Origin of the sequence: Facivitalis istanbulensis (genome assembly GCF_040560405.1) — a bacterium.
GTDB lineage: Bacteria > Pseudomonadota > Alphaproteobacteria > Sphingomonadales > Sphingomonadaceae > Sphingomonas > Sphingomonas istanbulensis.
Genome location: NZ_JAVSCQ010000028.1, coordinates 1 through 17,418, shown reverse-complemented (window position 1 = coordinate 17,418; position 17,418 = coordinate 1). Strand labels below are relative to the sequence as shown.

The window sequence follows — 17,418 nt, the reverse complement described above, 5'->3', positions numbered from 1 at the left end:
ACGGGGCTCAGCCGTCGGGCGGCTGGTCGTAGAAATCGACGCGCATCCGCATCGGGCCGAGCGGCGTGACGAAATGGGGCTGGCCGGGACGGATCAGCCCCGGCGTGGCAGGATCGAGCACCGTTTTGCACGGCGGCTTGACATAGGTCAGCCGCACCCGCCCTTCGAGGATCCGCACCATCCCCCAGACACCCGCTTTGGTGGCATGGTGCGCGCGGAGTGCGGCGGGCAGCGAGATCTCGTCGAAGACCGGCGTCGACCGATAAGGCTCGACCGCCATGTCAGGCGGCCCGATCGGAGCGGGGCTCCAGCGTGAAGAACAGCGCCAGCTTGAGGCTTTCCGCGATCCGCGCGGCCTTGTCCTGGAGTAGGGCGGCGGCGGGGGCGGGCATCCGCGCGTCGGTCGTTTCGCGCCAGAGGCCGAGCCAGCGATCGAACAGTTCGGGCGTGATGCGGTCGAGATGCTTTCTGTGGGCCGGAACGGGCTGTCCCTTATAGCGCCCGCTGGTGAGTATCACCGATGACCAGAAGGCGGTGAGCGTCTCCAGATGCCGGGGCCAGTCGTCCACCGCGTCGTTGAAGATCGGGCCGAGCGCCGCATCCTCGCGCACCCGGGCGTAGAAGGCGGCGACAAGCCGTTCCAGTCCCGCTTCGTCGATGCCTGCCGCCCCGTCCACGATTCGACCTCCAATCATGTATCGTCAATACATCTATACCGGCGCTTTGAAACAGGCAAGGATGATGCATATTATTCTTTCACCGCCCTGGAGTGCGTTCGACCCGGCATGAAGCTGACCTTGTTCACCGATTATGCGATGCGGGTGCTGCTGCATCTGGCGGCGAATCCCGACCGGCTCTGTTCGATCGCCGAGGTCGCGCGGGCCTATGGAATCTCGCACAATCATCTGATGAAGGTGGTCAACGACCTCGCGCGCAACGGCTATATCGAGAGCGTGCGGGGGCGGTTCGGCGGCATCCGGCTGGGCCGCGCGGCCGGGGAGATCAATATCGGCGATGTGGTCCGCCACACCGAGGACGGGTTCGCGCTGGTCGATTGCAGCAACTGCGTGATCGCGCCCGCCTGTGGCCTGACCGGCGTTCTCCGGGAAGCGCTCGCGGCCTTTCTCGCGGTGCTCGATCGCTACACGCTGGCCGACCTCGTCACGAATCGCCAGGATCTCCGTCGGCTGTTCGGCGCGCTTCCCGCCACCAGCGCCGCCGAGCCCTGATTCTCAGCCGTCACGCGTTCCGCATATAGTCGGCCAGCACGCGCGCATGGTTATGCTGCGTGTCGCGCGCGGCGTAGAGAAGGGTGACATCGCCCCGCGAGAGGAATGCGCGAAGTTCCGCGACGGCGGCGACATTCGCGTCGAGTTCGCACCGGTAGTGCTGGCGAAACGCGTCCCAGCGATCGGGATCGTGCCCGAACCATGTCCGCAGGCCCGTGCTCGGGGCGATCTCCTTCAGCCACGCGTCGAGCCGCGCGTCGTCCCGGCGAAGCCCGCGCGGCCATAGCCGGTCGACGAGCACCCGCTGACCATCGCCAGGGACGGGGGCTTCGTAGACCCGCTTGATGCGTGCTTCGCCCATCAGTCTTGTCCCTCCATCAGCCTCGGGCCTCCACCTGCCTTGGGTCGGGGAATGGCCGATTGCGCCGCGCCGATCTGGTCGCGGCGACACGGGCGGCGCGGCGGGGGGCCCCGTCATCCACCGTCATGCCATGATCGTCGCGGCGGTGCGCAGGCCGAAGCGGATGCGGTCCATGACGCCTGGATCGGCCTTGGTCGAATGGACGACATAGGCGGAATAGGAGAATTCCGGGCTGTCGGGCACCAAAGTCAGGCGGCCGTCCTCCAGATAGGAGCGGATGAAACCCTGCCGGAAAAAGCCGCTGCCGCCGGTTGCGAGGATATATTCGAGCGCCAGCGGCCCATAGCTGATCGAGACCACCGCATTGGGCTGGTCGGGAAAGGCGGCCTGATAGCTGGCCGCGAATTCCTCGCCCCAGTCGATCTGGACATGATCCTCCGGCCCGAGCGGCGTCGTGGTCGGCGTCGTGCGGACGAGCACCAGCTTTTCCTCGAACAGGAGTTCTGCGATCACGCCGGGACGGCTGGGCGCGGCATAGAGGATGGCGACGTCGAGCGTACCGTCCTGGACCTGTTCCATCAGGCGTTCGGACGTGTCGATCGTCGTGCTGACGGCGATTTCGGGGCATTCGCGGCGCATCCAGAGCAGCCAGTGGCGCAGCAGTGGGCTCCACAGGGACAACTCGGCGCCGATGGTCACGACCGTCTCGCGGCCCGGCGGCAAGGCGACGGCCCGCTTGGCGCGCGCCCAGACCTGCACCATCGTCGTTGCGAAGCGGAGGAATTGCTCGCCCGCCGGGGTCAGCCGGGCGCCGGCCTTGTTGCGGATGAACACCGGGCGATCGAGCTGCTCTTCCAGAACGCGGATGCGGGCGCTGACCGCGGTCTGGGTCAGGTTGAGATTGGACGCTGCGGCCACGAAGCTGCCGGTCTTCACGACCTCCAGAAAGGTTCTGGCCACGTTGATGTCCATGCATCAAGATCCTTGTGCTCTTGGGCCGATGATAGGCATCCATTTGATGGATGCCAATGGCCCGACGGCTCCCGGCTATTGCCGCCTGGCCGTCGTCGCGACCGGCGTCCATCCGCCGCCCAGCGCGAGGAACAGCGCGATCTGATCCTCGCTCATCGCGACACGGCCATCGGCGGCGGCCTGTTCGGCGATCACCAGATCGCGTTCGGCCTCGATCGCGGGAAGCTCGGCGATCTTGCCGCCGCGCCGCAACCGCGCCGTCTGCTGCGCGACGCGTGCCGCCGCCGCGCGGGCCTGTTCCAGGCTCTGTTGCTGCTCGATTCCGGCGGCATAGGAGTTGAGCGCGCTCTCCACCTCGCGCAATGCCTTCAGCACGACACCATCGAAGGTCGCGAGTTCGACGCGGCTCTGGGCTTGCGCCGCATCGATGCGCGCGCGCACGGCGTGGCGATTGACCGCCCAGCTGATCGAGGGGCCGATGCCGAACCGGTTGGTCAGCGGGGACAGCGCATCGGCCGCCGCGCCCGTCGAGCCGAGCGAGGCACCGAAGCGGATATCGGGATAGAGTTGGGCGGTCTCGACCCCGATCCGCGCCGTCGCCGCCGCCAGCCGTCGTTCGGCGATGCGGATGTCGGGCCTGCGCCTGAGCAGCGCCTGGCCGTCGCCCACGGGGACCAGCCGGGCAAGGTCGAGCGGATGGTGGCAGGCGAGGAGGTTCTTGTCCGCCTCGGCGGGCGTCTTGCCCAGGAGTGCGGTCAACCGCAGCAGCGCATTGTCCTGCCGGGCGACGATCCGGGGACGGCGCGCGCGGCTGGCGTCCAGTGCCCCCTGCCGCCGATCGCGGTCGAACGACACCGCGCGGCCATAACGGATCAAGGTGCGCGTCAACGCGATCCCCCGGCCCTGCAGCGCGATCGACCGGTCCAGAACGTCCCGCTGGAACCCGGCATTGCAGATGTCCATATAGGCGCGCGTGGTTTCCGCCGCGACATTGACCCGCGCGAGATCGCGCGCGGCGATGGCCGCTTCGGTATCGGCGCTGGCTGCCTCGATGCCGCGGCGCAGCCCTCCGAACAGGTCGAGATCATAGCTGGCGGTGATCCCGGCATTGTAGATCTGGCGGGTAGGCGGCTGCACATGGCTGAGTTCCGCTTCCGCCGATCGCTGCGCATAGCTGGTGTCGGCCGCGAGGCTGCCCTGCAGTTCGCGGCTGGCCCCGCGCGCATCCAGCAGGGCATAGCTGCGCGCCAGACTGGCCTCGGCCACGCGCAGGTCGGTATTGGCGTCGAGCGCGCGAACGACCAGGCCGTCCAGCACCGGATCGTTGAACAATGTCCACCAGTGATCCGGCAAGGGCTGCGACGAGGTGACGGCGGTGCCGCCCGCGAAGGCGCCCTGCGCCGTGGGCGCGCGGACGATTGCCGCGTCCGGGACATGATAGTCCGGACCGACCGTGGTGCAGCCGGCCAGCAGGATCGCGAGCAGCGGGGCGATGCGCGGCCTCACCACGGCAGGCCCCGGTGGATGGCGGGGCCGCCATGCTTCGGATGGATGATGACGGTCGCGGTCTGGCCGGGGATCATCCGGACGCCGTTCGGGATCCTGTCGATCGCGATGCGGACCGGAACGCGCTGGGCGAGCCGGACCCAGGTGAAGGCGGGGTTGACGTTCGCAAGCTGGCCGTCGGTCCCGCCGCGTTCGCGATCCTCGACCCCGCCTGCGATGCTCTGGACATGCCCCGTGATCTCGTCGGCGACACCCATGAGGTAGATGCTCGCCCGGTCGCCGACCTGGATCGCGGGCAATTTGGTTTCCTCGAAATACCCCTCCACCCGCATCGAACGATTATAGACGAGGGCGAGCGCGGGTTTTCCGGCGGTGAGATAGACGCCCCGCTGAAGCGAGACATTGGAGACCGTGCCGTCGAAAGGCGCGCGCACCACCGTCCGGTCGAGGTTGAACCGGGCGAGGTCGCGCGCCGCCAGCACCTGTCCCATGCTCGCGCGCAGGCCGGCCGCCTTCGCCCGTCCCTGTTCGATCATCTCGGCGGCGACGACGTCCGGCATGGCGCGGTTGCGCCGGTCCTCGCGCTCCGCCTGCGCCAGCGCGGTTTCCTGCACCGCGACATTGGCGCGCGCCTGTTCGAGCGCGAGGCGGTAGCGGGGCTGTTCGATGACGAAGAGGACGTCCCCCTTCCTGACCGCCTGATTGTCGGTCACCCGGACATCGTCGACAAGGCCGCTGACATCGGGTGCGATCGGGACGAGGTCGGCGCGGACCTTGCCGTCGCGGGTCACCGGCTCGACCTGATAGCGCAGCCAGAGCGCGTAGATCCCGCCGAGGATGACGAGGATGGCGACCAGCGTCGCCAGCGAGCGGAGGAGATTATAGCGATGGAGCATGATCAGGGGGCCAGCCACGGCAAGAGGAATGCATCGGCAAAGGCGCTGAGGCCCCACCATAGCAGAACGAACAGCCCGAGCTCGACGAGGCTCGGATGCCAGAGGATGCGGATGATCGGCAGCCGCTGAAGGAGCGGACGCAGCAGATAGACGAGCACCGCCGCGAGCACCGCCCAGGCCAGGGCGGCGGGCACATAGACGCCAAGGATGTGGAGTTCCTCGATCACGCGGCACCGCCCTTCACGAACGGCGCGGCCGACGGAAACAGGTTGCAGCGCATGCCGACGAGCGCGCGCAGCGCCCGCCGCCTCGGCGCATCGGCGGGAAGGTCGAGCAGCGCGCCGAGCGCCGCATCGATCGGCTCCAGCAGCGTGGCGGGCACCGGGTCGGCATGCGCATGGCGCCACCGCGCGTCGTAGAAGGCCGCCAGCCCGGACAGCACCAGGCCCAGCCTGCGTCGCGCGTCGTGCGGCACATGCGACAGCGACCGACGGACCGGGATGATGTTGCGCCCGATCCTGAGATCGGCGAGGCCGTCCGCGGCGTGCAGCGCGTCGCCCGGCGTCGCCACCGCCATGCGTGCCGCAACCTGCCCCAGACGGTCGATCGCCGCCGCGGTCCAGCGCTCGGCCAGGAACGGTCGCCGGATATCGGCGAGCTGCGCCAGATCGGCCCAGTTGGCGCGCAGGATCCGCCGCGCGGTCCACAGCATGTTGACCGATCGGAACAGCCGCGTGACGGCGAGCGTGACGACGATGCCGCCAAGCTGGGCCAGCCCGGTATTGAGGAACAGGGCGAAGTCGGCCTGGAATCGCGCCAGGAATCCCATGGCGACGATGAAGCAGGAGAACATCGGCAAGGCTTGCGGCGATCGCTTCGGATCGGCCTGGATATAGCCCATCCAGAGCAGCACGGGTGCGATCGTGATGACCAGCATCGCATAGCCATCGACGCGGGGCAGGATGACGAACAGATAGAGCGCCGCGACCGGATAGGTCTTCAGGGTCGCGATCAGATAGCGGCCGATGGCGGGCGCCGGATCGTCCTGGGCGGCGAAGGAGCAGGTGATGAGCGCGGCGAACGCCGCCGTCGCGGAGCCGTTGGGCCAGGCGAGGAGGATCCAGACCGCGCAATAGAGGCAGATCGCGGTGGCGGTCGCCAGGCCCGCGAGCGCCGCGACGCCGTGATCGCGCGCCAGGGCGAAGGCGTCGCTGGGCACCGCCGTGAGATTGGGGCGGCCGGGGGAGCCGAGACGGCCCTCCAGCCGCCGCGCCGCGGCGATCGCCGAGAGGAATTCGGCCATGCGGATGCACGCGCTGGCGGTCAGCAGCGCCTCCCAGTCGCCACGCGCTTCCTCCTCCGCCGCCATCGCCTCGCAGCGGTGCACCAATGGCCGCACCCCCCCTGGGCGGCTGCCCGCGTCGCGCAGCCAGTCGGTGATATCGGCCAGGAGCTGTTCGAGCCGGGGGGAGAGCGATCCCTCCTCGCGGAGCAGGTCGAGCCGGTTCGCCGCGGCGGAGGCGAGCGGCAGGATGCTGGCCAGCAATTGCTGCATCGCCTGGACGCGGCGCTTCGTGGCAGGGGCCCAGCGCTGGTCGAAGGGCAGGTGAACCGCGATCATGCCGAGTTCGGTCACGTCGGCGGCGAGCCTGCGGCGATGCGCATCCTCAAGGCGGGTATGACGGTTGCCGAGCGCCTCGGCCGCCCATTCGCGGGCATCGGCGAGAAAGGATTGCGCCCGATCCCGGATCACGATTGTCGCGCTCCAGGGTTGAAGCAGGGCGTGGACCAGCGTCACGCACAGGATCGCGACGGTCATTTCCTGGACGCGGGCGATGGTCGTCTCGAAGATGTCGGCCGGATCGTCGAGATAGGGAAAGCTGATCACCGCCGCGCTGAATGCCGCCATCTGGAACAGGAAGGCGCGCGGGGTGCGGTCGAGGATCGCGAGATAGATACACAGGCCGGTCCACGCGGCAAGGCAGAGGACCAGCAGCTCCGGGGAGTTTTGCAGGTTGGGCACCAGCAGCAGCGTGAGGATCGCGCCGGTGGCGATCCCGCCGAGGCGATAGAGGATCTTCGGGCGAAAGGCTCCCGCCATGGGCTGGGCGGTCACATAGACGGTGAGCAACGCCCACCATGGCCGGGGCAGGCTCGCGGCGAATGCGATGCCGAGCGTCACGACCGCAGCGATCAGGCTGCTCAGCGAGAAGAGCAGCTTGCGCGGGTCGAGATGGAGCGCGGGAAGTGACAGGCGCGCATGGCCCGTCGCGGGAGAGATCATCGCTGGCAACCGTGACAATGGACTGGTGGGGTCTGTCACGACCGACAGCGAATGTGGCCATTTCCCCCTGATCGTGCGGGGGCGTCTTAGACGAAGAAAAACCGGCAACCGCAGATCAAAATATTGATGCTTAACCGCAAAAATATTGTTGTATTGAGCGACGAACGCCTATCGCGAGGCGGTGCCGATCCTTCGCGACCGGGCTGATGGCTTGCCTCTCCGGCGGTCAAGCGCCGGCAGCGCGGCGCATCAGGGGTGGTGGAATCGAAAGTGCCTTCCCCCACCGGAGCAGGGGAAGGCACTCACTATGGCCGGCAAGGATGAAGCGCCGGCCGGGCTCTTATGCGCGCAGGTCGAAACGATCCGCGTTCATCACCTTGGTCCACGCCGCGACGAAGTCGTTGACGAATTTCGCCGCATTGTCGTCCTGGGCATAGACTTCCGCATAGGCGCGCAGGATGGAGTTGGAACCGATCACGAGGTCAACCCGCGTGGCCGTGTACTTCGTCGCTCCGGTCTGGCGATCGCGGATGTCATAGGTGTTCTTGCCCGTCGGGAGCCAGCTATAGGCCATGTCCGTCAGGGTGGTGAAGAAGTCGGTCGTCAGCGCGCCGACACGGTCGGTGAACACGCCATGCGCCGTGCCGCCATGGTTGGTGCCGAGGACACGCAGGCCGCCGATCAGAACGACGATCTCCGGTGCCGTGAGGCCCATGAGCTGGGCCCGGTCGAGCAGCATTTCCTCGGGGCTGACGACATAGTCCTTCTTCTCCCAGTTGCGGAAACCATCCGCCAGGGGTTCGAGGACCGCGAGGCCGTCGGCGTCCGTCATGTCGGCGGTGGCATCGCCACGGCCCGGCGCGAACGGAACCTGGACATCGAAGCCGGCGGCCTTCGCCGCTTGCTCGACACCATAGCTGCCACCCAGCACGATCACGTCGGCGATGCTGGCACCCGTCTCGGCGGCGATCGCCTCCAGGACCGGCAGGACGCGGGCGAGGCGTTCCGGCTCATTGCCTTCCCAGTCCTTCTGGGGTGCAAGCCGCAGACGCGCGCCATTGGCACCGCCACGATTGTCCGACCCGCGGAACGTGCGGGCGCTGTCCCACGCCGTGGCGACCAGATCGGCGACCGACAGGCCGGACGAGGCGATCCGGTCCTTCACCGCCTGGACGTCATAGTCCGTGCGGCCGGCGGGAACCGGGTCCTGCCAGAGCAGATCTTCCTGCGGCGCGTCCGGCCCGAAATAGCGGGACTTCGGCCCCATGTCGCGGTGGGTCAGCTTGAACCAGGCGCGGGCGAAGGCGTCGGAGAAGGCGTCGAAGTCGTTCAGGAAGCGCTGCGAGATCTCGCGGTAGATCGGATCCACCTTCAGCGCCATGTCCGCATCGGTCATCATCGGCAGCACGCGGATCGAGGCATCCTCGACATCGACGGGCTTGTCGTCTTCCGCGATGGCGATCGGCGCCCACTGGGACGCGCCCGCCGGGCTGTGGGTCAGCGTCCATTCGTGCTTGAACAGCATCTCGAAGAAGCCATTGTCCCACTTGGTCGGTTCCGACGTCCAGGCGCCTTCAATGCCAGAGACGACGGTGTCGCGACCGATGCCGCGGCCCTTGGTGTTCATCCAGCCCAGGCCCTGGAACTCGGGGCCGGCGGCTTCGGGATCGGGGCTGAGATCGGCCGCGCTGCCATTGCCATGGGACTTGCCGATGGTGTGGCCGCCTGCGGTCAGCGCGACGGTCTCTTCGTCGTTCATGCCCATGCGGGCAAAGGTCTCGCGCATCTGGGCGGCGGTCGCCAGCGGATCGGACTTCCCGTTGACGCCTTCAGGGTTGACGTAGATCAGCCCCATCTGCACGGCGGCCAGCGGGTTTTCCAGCGTGTCGGGCTTGGCGACTTCGCCGTAGCGGCCATCGCTGGGCGCCAGCCATTCCTTTTCGCTGCCCCAGTAAATGTCCTTTTCCGGGTGCCAGATATCCTCGCGACCAAAGGCGAAGCCGAAGGTCTTCAGGCCGGCCGCCTCATAGGCCATGGTGCCGGCGAGCGCGATCAGGTCCGCCCAGCTGATGCTGTTGCCGTACTTCTTCTTGATCGGCCACAAAAGGCGACGACCCTTGTCGGTGTTGACGTTGTCCGGCCACGAATTCAGCGGCGCGAAGCGCTGGTTGCCCGTCCCCGAACCGCCACGTCCGTCGGTGACCCGATAGGAGCCGGCGGCGTGCCAGCTGACGCGCGCCATCATGCCGACATAGCTGCCCCAGTCGGCGGGCCACCAGGGCTGGCTGTCGGTCATCAGCGCGCGCAGGTCGGCCTTCAGCGCCTCGACGTCGAGCGACTTCAGCGCCTCGCGATAGTTGAAGCCCTGACCCATCGGATTGGTCTTGGCGTCATGCTGGTGAAGGATGTCCAGATTCAACGCGTTCGGCCACCAGCTCGTGACAGATGCCCCTGCCGTGGTCAGGGCACCATGCGCGACGGGACATTTGCCCGCCGATTGTGACGTCGAGTTCATATATTCCTCCAAAGGAATTGTTTGGTAATGCGAAACGTTGAATGTCGAGTTCAAACCCGAACCTGAAAACCATCCGTTCCCGGACCATCGCCGTGGCCGTTATGTAGCTGTAGGCGTGGGTTGGTACTAATGGTATCTTTTGGAATCTCTGATAGGTTTTCCTCATGATTGGCCGGTCGTTCGGAGCCTGGCCGAAAATGCATTGAGCGATGTCGATCGAGTGTGACTGCCGACTGGGCGGCCAATGCGGCCAGAGCCACGGGGCTCGCGTCACGCCGCTGCACCGCTGGACGGATCGCTCCCGTCCTTTCCGTGCAGAACCAGCCGCATCGCCCTTGCCGCACTTCGAGGGGGTTGAAGGGGCCATCACGAAGCGGGATCGATCATCGGGTACGGCAGGGCAGCCCAGCACCAGTCGGAGGTCGGCATTCCTGGGGCGTATCGAATCTGTTGTTTGGCGGTGGTTTTGCTATATATTCCCACCCGGGAATATATAGCAAAACCACCGGATGAGGATGCGAAATGTCTACCAAATTTGCCGACGCCTCGCATGAGACGAACAGGGTCGTTACCCAGGAAAGGCTGCTGGGCACGCCGTCGCGCTGGCGGCGGCATGGCGAACCGCACATTGCCGATCCGGACACGGCCGATACCGGGGTTTTCGGTCCCGGTTCGGTGGCGTGGGACATCCTCCTTCATCCCGCGACGATCGTTTTTCAGTCTGCCGCGCAATTCGTGCTGCAATTGACCTATAAGCCGATCTTCGCCGGGGTACGGGATTGGGACACCATTTCGCGCAAGGCGCACAGTGGAACGCTCACGATTTTCGATATGTTCGATCGTGCCCAGCGCAACTCCGGCATTCATGCTCCTATGTGGCTGGGGGACCGGGCAACGGCGGCGCGCGTCGCCGGCCATCTGGTGAACGTGCATGCCAAAGTCGCGGGGCCGGTCATCGATGTGGGCGATCCCGAGCTGGGAGGATATGAGGCCAATTCCCCGCGCGAATCGATGTGGGCCGTCCTTACCGAAATGCACTCGATGCTTTGGCTGTACGAGTCCCTGGCATTCAATGGCCTGCGGCTTCCCCGCCGCCTGCCGGCGGCAACCCGAGACATATTCGTCGCCGAGGTTTCCGAGTATGCCCGCCTATTTCCGGGCAAGGATGAGAATCTCCCGACCAACATGGCCGAGCTGAATGCCCTGTACGCGAGAGACGCAAGATTATTCGGGAATACCCATAGCTCGACCATGGCGACCATTCCGGCGACGGGCCAGAATTGGTATCAGCTTATACAGCAATCCATCCGCAAAAACCGTCACCCATCGCAATATCGGGTGAAGATACAGTTATTCTTTCAAAACAAGCTGTTTTCGATTCCTGTCCTGAAGTCCGTATCCGGTAAAACCCGCCGATCCATGGGGATCAGCCGGGCACAGGAGAGGAAGATATTTTTCCTGTCCTATCTGCTCATGCCAATGGTCTGGCTGTTCCAGCGTGGACCAATAGAGCGATACTTCATGCGGATGATGTGGGGGCCGGATGCAGTGAATCTGATAAAGTCAGCGCGACAGTTCCATGCGAAGGCGAAATCGGAACGTACAAATCGGACCTTCGCCACGGTGTAATTCTTTATCGACGGATGCGTGGCAATATTCCGGAACGGCGCAAATGTATTATATTCTTATCGATGATAGGATTTGGATATATATCGTCCTTCAATGATATCTATACTTCAGGTTGAAGGATTGCATTTGCGCCGAGAAGGAAGATCTCTAGGTTGAATTCCATCTGCTTCCTATTATAGGTGTCAACTTCCAAATCGGCGATGCGCGCCAGATTTTCAAATTTCGAAACATCGACATTGGCAAGCGCCGCCCTCAACGTACGAGGCCTGGGCCGATCGGCGGAATTTTTAACCTGAATAGCGTCGCGGGCGAACCCCATGCAAAGCGTGACGAGCATGGCGACCAGGCGGACCGCCACATCATCCTTAAATCCGGCTTTTCCAAGCCATCCAAAAAGAGCTTCCGTGGGTTCCAGGCCCCAGGATGCCAGGGATTCATTGAAGTGTTCGGCCAGCCCGTCCAGCGCGGTTAATCCATCGACCAGATCCATTGCATAGAGCCGACAAGCATCCTGCCAATTCTTTGACTTCGCGATTCCATTCGACGAGAATCGACAGGAGAACATGTCCTTGGCGACCAGATTTAGAAGCGTCTGCCTGTCCTTGACGTGATAGTTGAGTGCTTTTCTATCGACGTTCAGGAAATCGGCGAGTGACTGCATCGATAGCATATTTGCATCAAGAGATCGTGCGGCCTCGACAATCTGATGCAAATCCAAGCCGGCGCGTTTCCCACGCGTCCGGACTTTGGAACGGTTCGTTTTGATATCGCTCATCATCTTACCCACAGTCGAATCTGCCATTCAAATCTTCACAACGGGCGATTGCAGGGGCTGCGAGCGATGCAGAAATGGCGTTCCTGCTCCGGGTACCATCTTGACTGCGTGTCGCACCGTTGGGAACCCTCGCCGAGGCGCCATCCGGCCCCGGCATAGACCCTGTCCGATCACCCGCGTGGCGATAGGCCACCTGCATGAATGATGCATCCGCTGGCATCAGACTTCTTTCCCTGGAACGCCGTTCGTAGACAGCCAGTGATCTGGCCCTCGTTTCACCGGACGGAATCAAGCGGTTGCAGATTGCGCCCTGAATTGGGGGTGGTTGTCATTATAGTCCTCGATCCACCTGGCAAGCGATGTCAACACGGTGAGTGGATCAGGGAGCGGCGAGACGCGGTCGTAATCGCGCTTGGGGGTATGCACGAAGGCCTCGGAGATGCCGTTGGATCGGGGGCTGCGGATTCCCGGACGAGGATGGCCGACAACCTGTGGCGCGCACCGAACGGGTCAGGTCGTCGGCGGAGGTGCGGCGCGGTGGGCTTCCGGTTCCGACCATGCGCCCACCGCATCCACCGGGTTATCGTGACCGGCGATAGGTCTTGCCCATGAAGTCGAGGGCCGGCAGCGCCTCGTGCCGCTTCAGGTCGAACCAGGCGGCGTTCTCCCAGTTCGATCCCGGCCCCCAGCGCGTGCCGCAGCGGGTGGAGACCCAGTCGGGCGCCCAGTAGACGACGCCGTTGCCGCCGCTGTCGACCACCGTCTGGGTCAGGTCCTCCAGATATTTGAGCTGTCCGGCGGGCGTCGCGGGATAGCCGGGGATCAGCGAATCCTGCCCCAGCAAGTTGGTCGAGCTGTCCGCGCTGTCGAGGGTGAAGGGATAGGCGGTTTCGACCACCATCACGTCCGCGCCATAGCGCTTGTGCGCGGTCGCGATCACCTTGGCCAGCCCGGCCAGATTGTATTTCGACCATTTGGAATAATAGCTGATGCCGATCATGTCATAGTCCATCACGCCCGCGACGGTGGCGTCGTCGAACCAGGGGATGACATTCTCCGGCTGCGCGATATGCAGCATGATGCGGGGTTTGGTATTGGTCGCCTTGCCCGCCGCGCGCACTGCCGCGATCCCGGCGTTGAGCAGCTTCGCATTGCGCGCCCAGTCGATCACCGGCTTTTTCGGCCCGGCCATCAGTTCGGGATTGGTCTCGTTGCCGACCTGCACCAGCTCGGGCATCTGCCCGGCGGCGGCCAGCTTCATCAGCGTGTCATAGGTGTAGGCGTGCAGCGCCCTGACCTGCTGGTCGGTGGTCATCCCGGCCCAGGCGGCGGGCGCGATCTGCTTGTCGCCGTCCGCCCAGTCGTCCGAATAATGGAAGTCGAGCAGCACCTGCAATCCGGCAGCATGGGCGCGGCGAATCGTCTTCAGCACGTCGTCGTAATTGCTGTATTTGGTCCAGCGCGGGTCGTTCCAGATCCGCACGCGGACAAGGTTGCCGCCCTTCTGCTTGAGCAGGACGAAGGGATCGGCGGGCTTGCCCCTGGCCTGAAAGGCCGCGCCGCACGCGTCCATCTCGTTGGTGAAGGACAGGTCGGCGCCCAGATAGAGCGGCGTCTGCGGCGTGGCGGCGGCCAGCGCGGCGGCGAGCGAGAAAAGCGGGACCATCGCGATCTTCCTTCAGGCTTGATGGGCGAACAACTGGACGGTGGCGGGGCGCAACCCCTCGGCCCGCGCGGTGACGCGCACGCCGCCCGGCGTGGTGCCGGTGCGCAGGATCGCCTGCGCCAGCGCGTGAAAGCTGGTGCGGCGGGTAGCGACGTCGGGCTCGTGGCTGGTCGGATCGCCATTGCCGACGCCGATGATCCGCCCGTCGCCCGCGACCGTGAAGTCGATCGCCGCCGCTCCATCGGGCACCGGCGTCCCGCGCGCATCCACCACCTCGGCCATCAGCATCGCGATATCGGTGCCGTTGGCGACCAGCCGGGTGCGGTTGCTGGTCAGGCGCAGCGCGGCGGCGACGCCGGCGGTGCGCCGCTCGTCGCGCGCGGTGATGCGGCCATGGTCATAGCCGCGCGCCTCGATCCGGCCCGGTTGATAGGGCACCTGCCAGACGAGGTGCCGGTTGCGCGGCATCGCCTTGCGCCCCAGGCTGCGGCCGTTGAGCAGCAGCTCCACCTCGGCGCAATTGCCATGGACCCAGACCTCGATCGGCTGGCCCTCCTTGCCCGGCCATGTCCAGTGCGGCAGCAAGTGGACCAGCGGCCGATCGGGCCGCCACCATGCCCGGTAATAATAGAAATCGTCCTTGGGGAAGCCGCACAGGTCCATCACCCCGAAATAGCTCGAGACGCTGGGCCATGCCGGGTAGGGCGTCGGCTCGCCGCGATAGTCGAAGCCGGTCCAGATGAAGCCGCCCGCGATATAGGGCCGCTCCGCCGCGATGCTCCACCACGCCTCGGCGGTCGAGGCCCACCAGGGATGCTCGGTATCATAGGCGCGCACGACATGCGCGGCGGGATCGTTGGCATAGGCTCCGCGCGTCGCCACCGTGCTGCCCGTCTCCGAACCATAGACGGGGACGGTCGGATGCGCCTGGTGAAACGCCTCGATCCGGTCGGTCCGATAATTGAAGCCGACCACGTCGACGACCTTGGCCGTCCCCTGGTCCCAGCTATGGTCGAAGGCGAAGGTCGTCGGGCGGGTGGGGTCGAGCGCGCGGACCCGGTCCTGCATGACCGTGGTGATGCGCGCACCGCGCGCGGTACCCTGTTGCGGCTCCTCATTGCCCAGCGACCAGGCGATGACGCACGGATGGTTGCGGTCGCGCCGGACGATCCGCTCCAGCTCGCCCATCGCTTCGGGATCGCTGCTGTTGCGGCGCATCTCGACGATCATCATCATGCCCATCGCATCGGCGAGGTCGAGCAGCGCGGTCGCGGGCGGGTTGTGCGCGCTGCGCCAGGCGTTGCCGCCCATCTCCTGCACCTGCGCGATCCGCCAGCGGTGCAGCGCATCGGGGATGCCGGTGCCGACCCCGGCATGGTCCTGATGGTTGCAGGTGCCGAGCAGCTTGGTCGGCTGTCCGTTGAGCAGGAACCCGCGCGCCGCGTCGAAGCGCAGGAAGCGGATGCCGAACACCGTCTCGTACCGATCGACCAGCGCGCCATCGACGAGCAGCTCGCTGACCAGCCGGTAGAGCGACGGGCTGGCGGGCGACCAGAGCCGGGGCGCGGACAGGTCGACCATCGCCTCCGCCACCGCTTCGCCGCCGGCCGCCAGCGTCAGCGTCAGCGCCTGGTCGGGCAGGGCGGCGACCCGCTCTCCGTCGGGGCCGATGACATGGTGTCGGACCATCAGCGTCGCGGCGGTCCTGGCACGGTTGGCCAGGTCCAGCCGGACGGCCACGCGCGCGCCGGTCGCGCTCGCCTCGGTCCGTACCGCGCTGCCCCAGGGGGCGACATGGACCGGCGCGGTGCGCACCAGATCGACATGGCGGTAAATCCCGGCCCCCTCGTAGAACCAGCCTTCGCCCAGCGTGGCGTCGACGCGCAGCGTGACCACGTTCGGTCCGCCATCATAATCGAGGAAATCGCCGATCTCGACCAGGAAGGGGGCATAGCCGCTGGCGCTGGTGCCGACGATATAGCCGTTGACGAAGACCACGCAGTCGCGGAACACCCCGTCGAAATGCAGCGTCAGGATGCGGTCGCGGTCACCGGGTTCGACCGCGATGGCGGTGCGGTACCAGCCGATGCTGTTGCCCGGCCAGTCGCGCCCGATCGCCTTGAAGCCATGCGCGGCGGCGGCATCCTCGCGATCCTTGGCGACGGCGCTGACCGGCGCGGCAAAGGGGAGGGCGGCGGCCCAGTCATGCGGCACCTGCACCGCCTGCCAGACGCTGTCGTCAAAACCCGGCTGGGCCGCATCGGCGGTGCCCGTACCGGCCTTGGCAAAGGTGCGCTGGTCGCGGCCATAGCCGAAATCGCGCGCCATGTCGGCGGCATGGCCGAGATGGAAGCGCCACTGCGCCAGCCGCGTCGATCGCCGGGGAGAGGATGGGGCCGTCGCGGGCACCGCCGGATCGCCGCCGGCCCCCGTCGCAGCGGCGGCCTGGCCGCCCGCGGCACCCAACGCCCCGGCCGCGCCCGCAGCCGCCATCACGAATGCCCGTCGATCCAGCACCAACCCCTCCCAACCTATTTGTCTGATAATTGGATTAGGGGCATTTTATCGGAACTGCAATGGCGTCGGGGATGTGGCGGCATGGGGATGGGGCACGGATCAGGGAACGTCGCGCTGGGGGAGCATGCCGTCATCGGGGGGAGGGGGGAGCGGGCGATCGGGGCCCAGCCATTTTGCGGGGCGTTCCGCTGCTGCCGGCGTGGGGCCACTCTATGTCCCCGGCGTACCATTCGGGTCGATAGCTGTGCTTCGACGGCAGCAACCTTAAACAGGTTGACCTCGCTCGTTAAGCCCATTCATTCAGTAGGAATTGAGAACAGGCTAAAGGGGATATTCATGAGCGGAGCGTCGGGTGTCAGGAAAGGAAAGGTCCAGCGGCGCATCGGTCTTGCCCTATCGATCGGCTCCATCGCCTCTGCCTCTCCGGCTTGGGCAACCGATGGTTATCTGCTGAGCGGCGTCGGCGCGAAGGCGAAGGGCGAAGCCGGGGTCGCGATCGCGCTCCCACAAGATGCACTGTCGATCGCCACGAATCCGGCGACTGCGACGGAAGTCGGCCATCGGCTCGATGGCGGCGTGGATATCTTCATCCCGGACCGGGGCACGCGTATCCATGGCAACGCATACGGCCCCGACGCCGACTATGGCGGCAACGGGTCCAACCCTTTCCTTCTGCCCGAGCTGGCCTATGTCCGCCCCCTGTCCGACAGGGTCGCGGTCGGCATCGCCATCAACGGCAATGGCGGCATGAACACCAGCTACGACCGTAATCCCTATGCCCGCTTCGGTGCGACGGGCAGGGCCGGGGTCAACTTGCAGCAGATCACGATATCGCCGACGATCGCGGTACGGTTCGTGCCAAACCACAGCATCGGGATTGCCCCGGTCGCGGTCGTCCAGGGCTTCCGCGCTCGGGGTCTCGCACCGTTCGCCGCTGCATCGTGTAGCGCGACATCGTCGGTGACTGGTCAGCGACATTGATGGTGATGTGTCAGCGGTGACGTTGGGGATAGTGTCACACGAGGTTGGCCTGGATCAAGAGGCGTTGTCGCGCAGCGATGTCGCTGG

15 protein-coding genes and 1 pseudogene are annotated in these 17,418 nt (G+C 65.8%); 3 read left to right on the top strand and 13 right to left on the bottom strand.

Annotated elements, in window-relative coordinates:
- Nucleotides 1-7 precede the first annotated feature (7 nt).
- Together RN629_RS14390 and RN629_RS14385 are read right to left on the bottom strand one after the other, a co-directional pair.
- On the bottom strand, nucleotides 8-280 hold the full coding sequence (locus RN629_RS14390; RefSeq protein WP_407035835.1) for a DUF1971 domain-containing protein: 273 nt from the start codon (nucleotides 278-280) through the stop codon (nucleotides 8-10).
- Between the two features lies 1 nt (nucleotide 281).
- Nucleotides 282-695, bottom strand: coding sequence for a group III truncated hemoglobin (locus RN629_RS14385; RefSeq protein WP_407035834.1), 414 nt, complete (start codon nucleotides 693-695; stop codon nucleotides 282-284).
- Nucleotides 696-785: 90 nt separating this feature from the next.
- On the opposite strand from RN629_RS14385, the gene RN629_RS14380 reads away from it, so the two are divergent.
- The gene (locus tag RN629_RS14380) at nucleotides 786-1,229 is read left to right on the top strand and encodes an Rrf2 family transcriptional regulator (protein WP_407035833.1); all 444 of its coding nucleotides are present in this window, start codon (nucleotides 786-788) and stop codon (nucleotides 1,227-1,229) included.
- Between the two features lie 10 nt (nucleotides 1,230-1,239).
- On the opposite strand, the gene RN629_RS14375 is transcribed toward RN629_RS14380, so the two are convergent.
- The 7 genes from RN629_RS14375 to katG all read right to left on the bottom strand — a co-directional run bounded on the left by RN629_RS14375 (nucleotide 1,240) and on the right by katG (nucleotide 9,763).
- Nucleotides 1,240-1,590: a DUF488 domain-containing protein gene (locus RN629_RS14375; RefSeq protein ID WP_407035832.1), complete on the bottom strand. Its 351-nt coding sequence runs from the start codon at nucleotides 1,588-1,590 to the stop codon at nucleotides 1,240-1,242.
- A 123-nt stretch (nucleotides 1,591-1,713) separates the two neighbouring features.
- Nucleotides 1,714-2,562, bottom strand: coding sequence for a LysR family transcriptional regulator (locus tag RN629_RS14370; protein WP_407035831.1), 849 nt, complete (start codon nucleotides 2,560-2,562; stop codon nucleotides 1,714-1,716).
- 75 nt (nucleotides 2,563-2,637) lie between these two features.
- Nucleotides 2,638-4,071 (bottom strand): efflux transporter outer membrane subunit, encoded by a 1,434-nt coding sequence (locus RN629_RS14365; RefSeq protein WP_407035830.1) that lies wholly within the window; start codon nucleotides 4,069-4,071, stop codon nucleotides 2,638-2,640.
- Nucleotides 4,065-4,964: an efflux RND transporter periplasmic adaptor subunit gene (locus RN629_RS14360; protein ID WP_407035863.1), complete on the bottom strand. Its 900-nt coding sequence runs from the start codon at nucleotides 4,962-4,964 to the stop codon at nucleotides 4,065-4,067. The genes RN629_RS14365 and RN629_RS14360 overlap by 7 nt, the downstream gene beginning before the upstream one ends.
- Nucleotides 4,965-4,966: 2 nt before the next feature.
- Entirely contained in the window at nucleotides 4,967-5,191 is a 225-nt protein-coding gene (locus tag RN629_RS14355; RefSeq protein WP_407035829.1) for a DUF1656 domain-containing protein, read from the bottom strand.
- Nucleotides 5,188-7,248, bottom strand: coding sequence for an FUSC family protein (locus RN629_RS14350; RefSeq protein WP_407035828.1), 2,061 nt, complete (start codon nucleotides 7,246-7,248; stop codon nucleotides 5,188-5,190). Before RN629_RS14350 ends, RN629_RS14355 begins: the two co-directional genes overlap by 4 nt.
- A 340-nt stretch (nucleotides 7,249-7,588) precedes the next feature.
- Nucleotides 7,589-9,763 (bottom strand): catalase/peroxidase HPI, encoded by a 2,175-nt coding sequence (gene katG, locus RN629_RS14345; RefSeq protein WP_407035827.1) that lies wholly within the window; start codon nucleotides 9,761-9,763, stop codon nucleotides 7,589-7,591.
- Nucleotides 9,764-10,285: 522 nt separating this feature from the next.
- Between katG and RN629_RS14340 the strand changes: the two genes are divergently transcribed.
- Nucleotides 10,286-11,392 carry an oxygenase MpaB family protein gene (locus RN629_RS14340; protein ID WP_407035826.1) on the top strand — a complete coding sequence of 369 codons (1,107 nt, stop codon included), beginning with the start codon at nucleotides 10,286-10,288 and terminating at the stop codon, nucleotides 11,390-11,392.
- A gap of 100 nt (nucleotides 11,393-11,492) precedes the next feature.
- Here RN629_RS14340 and RN629_RS14335 read toward each other — a convergent pair whose 3' ends face one another.
- The 4 genes and pseudogenes from RN629_RS14335 to galA form a co-directional block, all read right to left on the bottom strand.
- Nucleotides 11,493-12,167: a hypothetical protein gene (locus tag RN629_RS14335; RefSeq protein WP_407035825.1), complete on the bottom strand. Its 675-nt coding sequence runs from the start codon at nucleotides 12,165-12,167 to the stop codon at nucleotides 11,493-11,495.
- 288 nt (nucleotides 12,168-12,455) lie between these two features.
- Nucleotides 12,456-12,632 (bottom strand): annotated as a pseudogene (locus RN629_RS14330) (integrase core domain-containing protein); the annotation flags it as partial.
- A 115-nt stretch (nucleotides 12,633-12,747) separates the two neighbouring features.
- Nucleotides 12,748-13,833 (bottom strand): glycoside hydrolase family 53 protein, encoded by a 1,086-nt coding sequence (locus RN629_RS14325; RefSeq protein WP_407035824.1) that lies wholly within the window; start codon nucleotides 13,831-13,833, stop codon nucleotides 12,748-12,750.
- 12 nt (nucleotides 13,834-13,845) lie between these two features.
- Nucleotides 13,846-16,350 carry a beta-galactosidase GalA gene (gene galA / locus RN629_RS14320; RefSeq protein ID WP_407035823.1) on the bottom strand — a complete coding sequence of 835 codons (2,505 nt, stop codon included), beginning with the start codon at nucleotides 16,348-16,350 and terminating at the stop codon, nucleotides 13,846-13,848.
- 273 nt (nucleotides 16,351-16,623) lie between these two features.
- On the opposite strand from galA, the gene RN629_RS14315 reads away from it, so the two are divergent.
- Nucleotides 16,624-17,331: an OmpP1/FadL family transporter gene (locus tag RN629_RS14315; protein WP_407035822.1), complete on the top strand. Its 708-nt coding sequence runs from the start codon at nucleotides 16,624-16,626 to the stop codon at nucleotides 17,329-17,331.
- The last annotated feature ends 87 nt before the right edge of the window (nucleotides 17,332-17,418 follow it).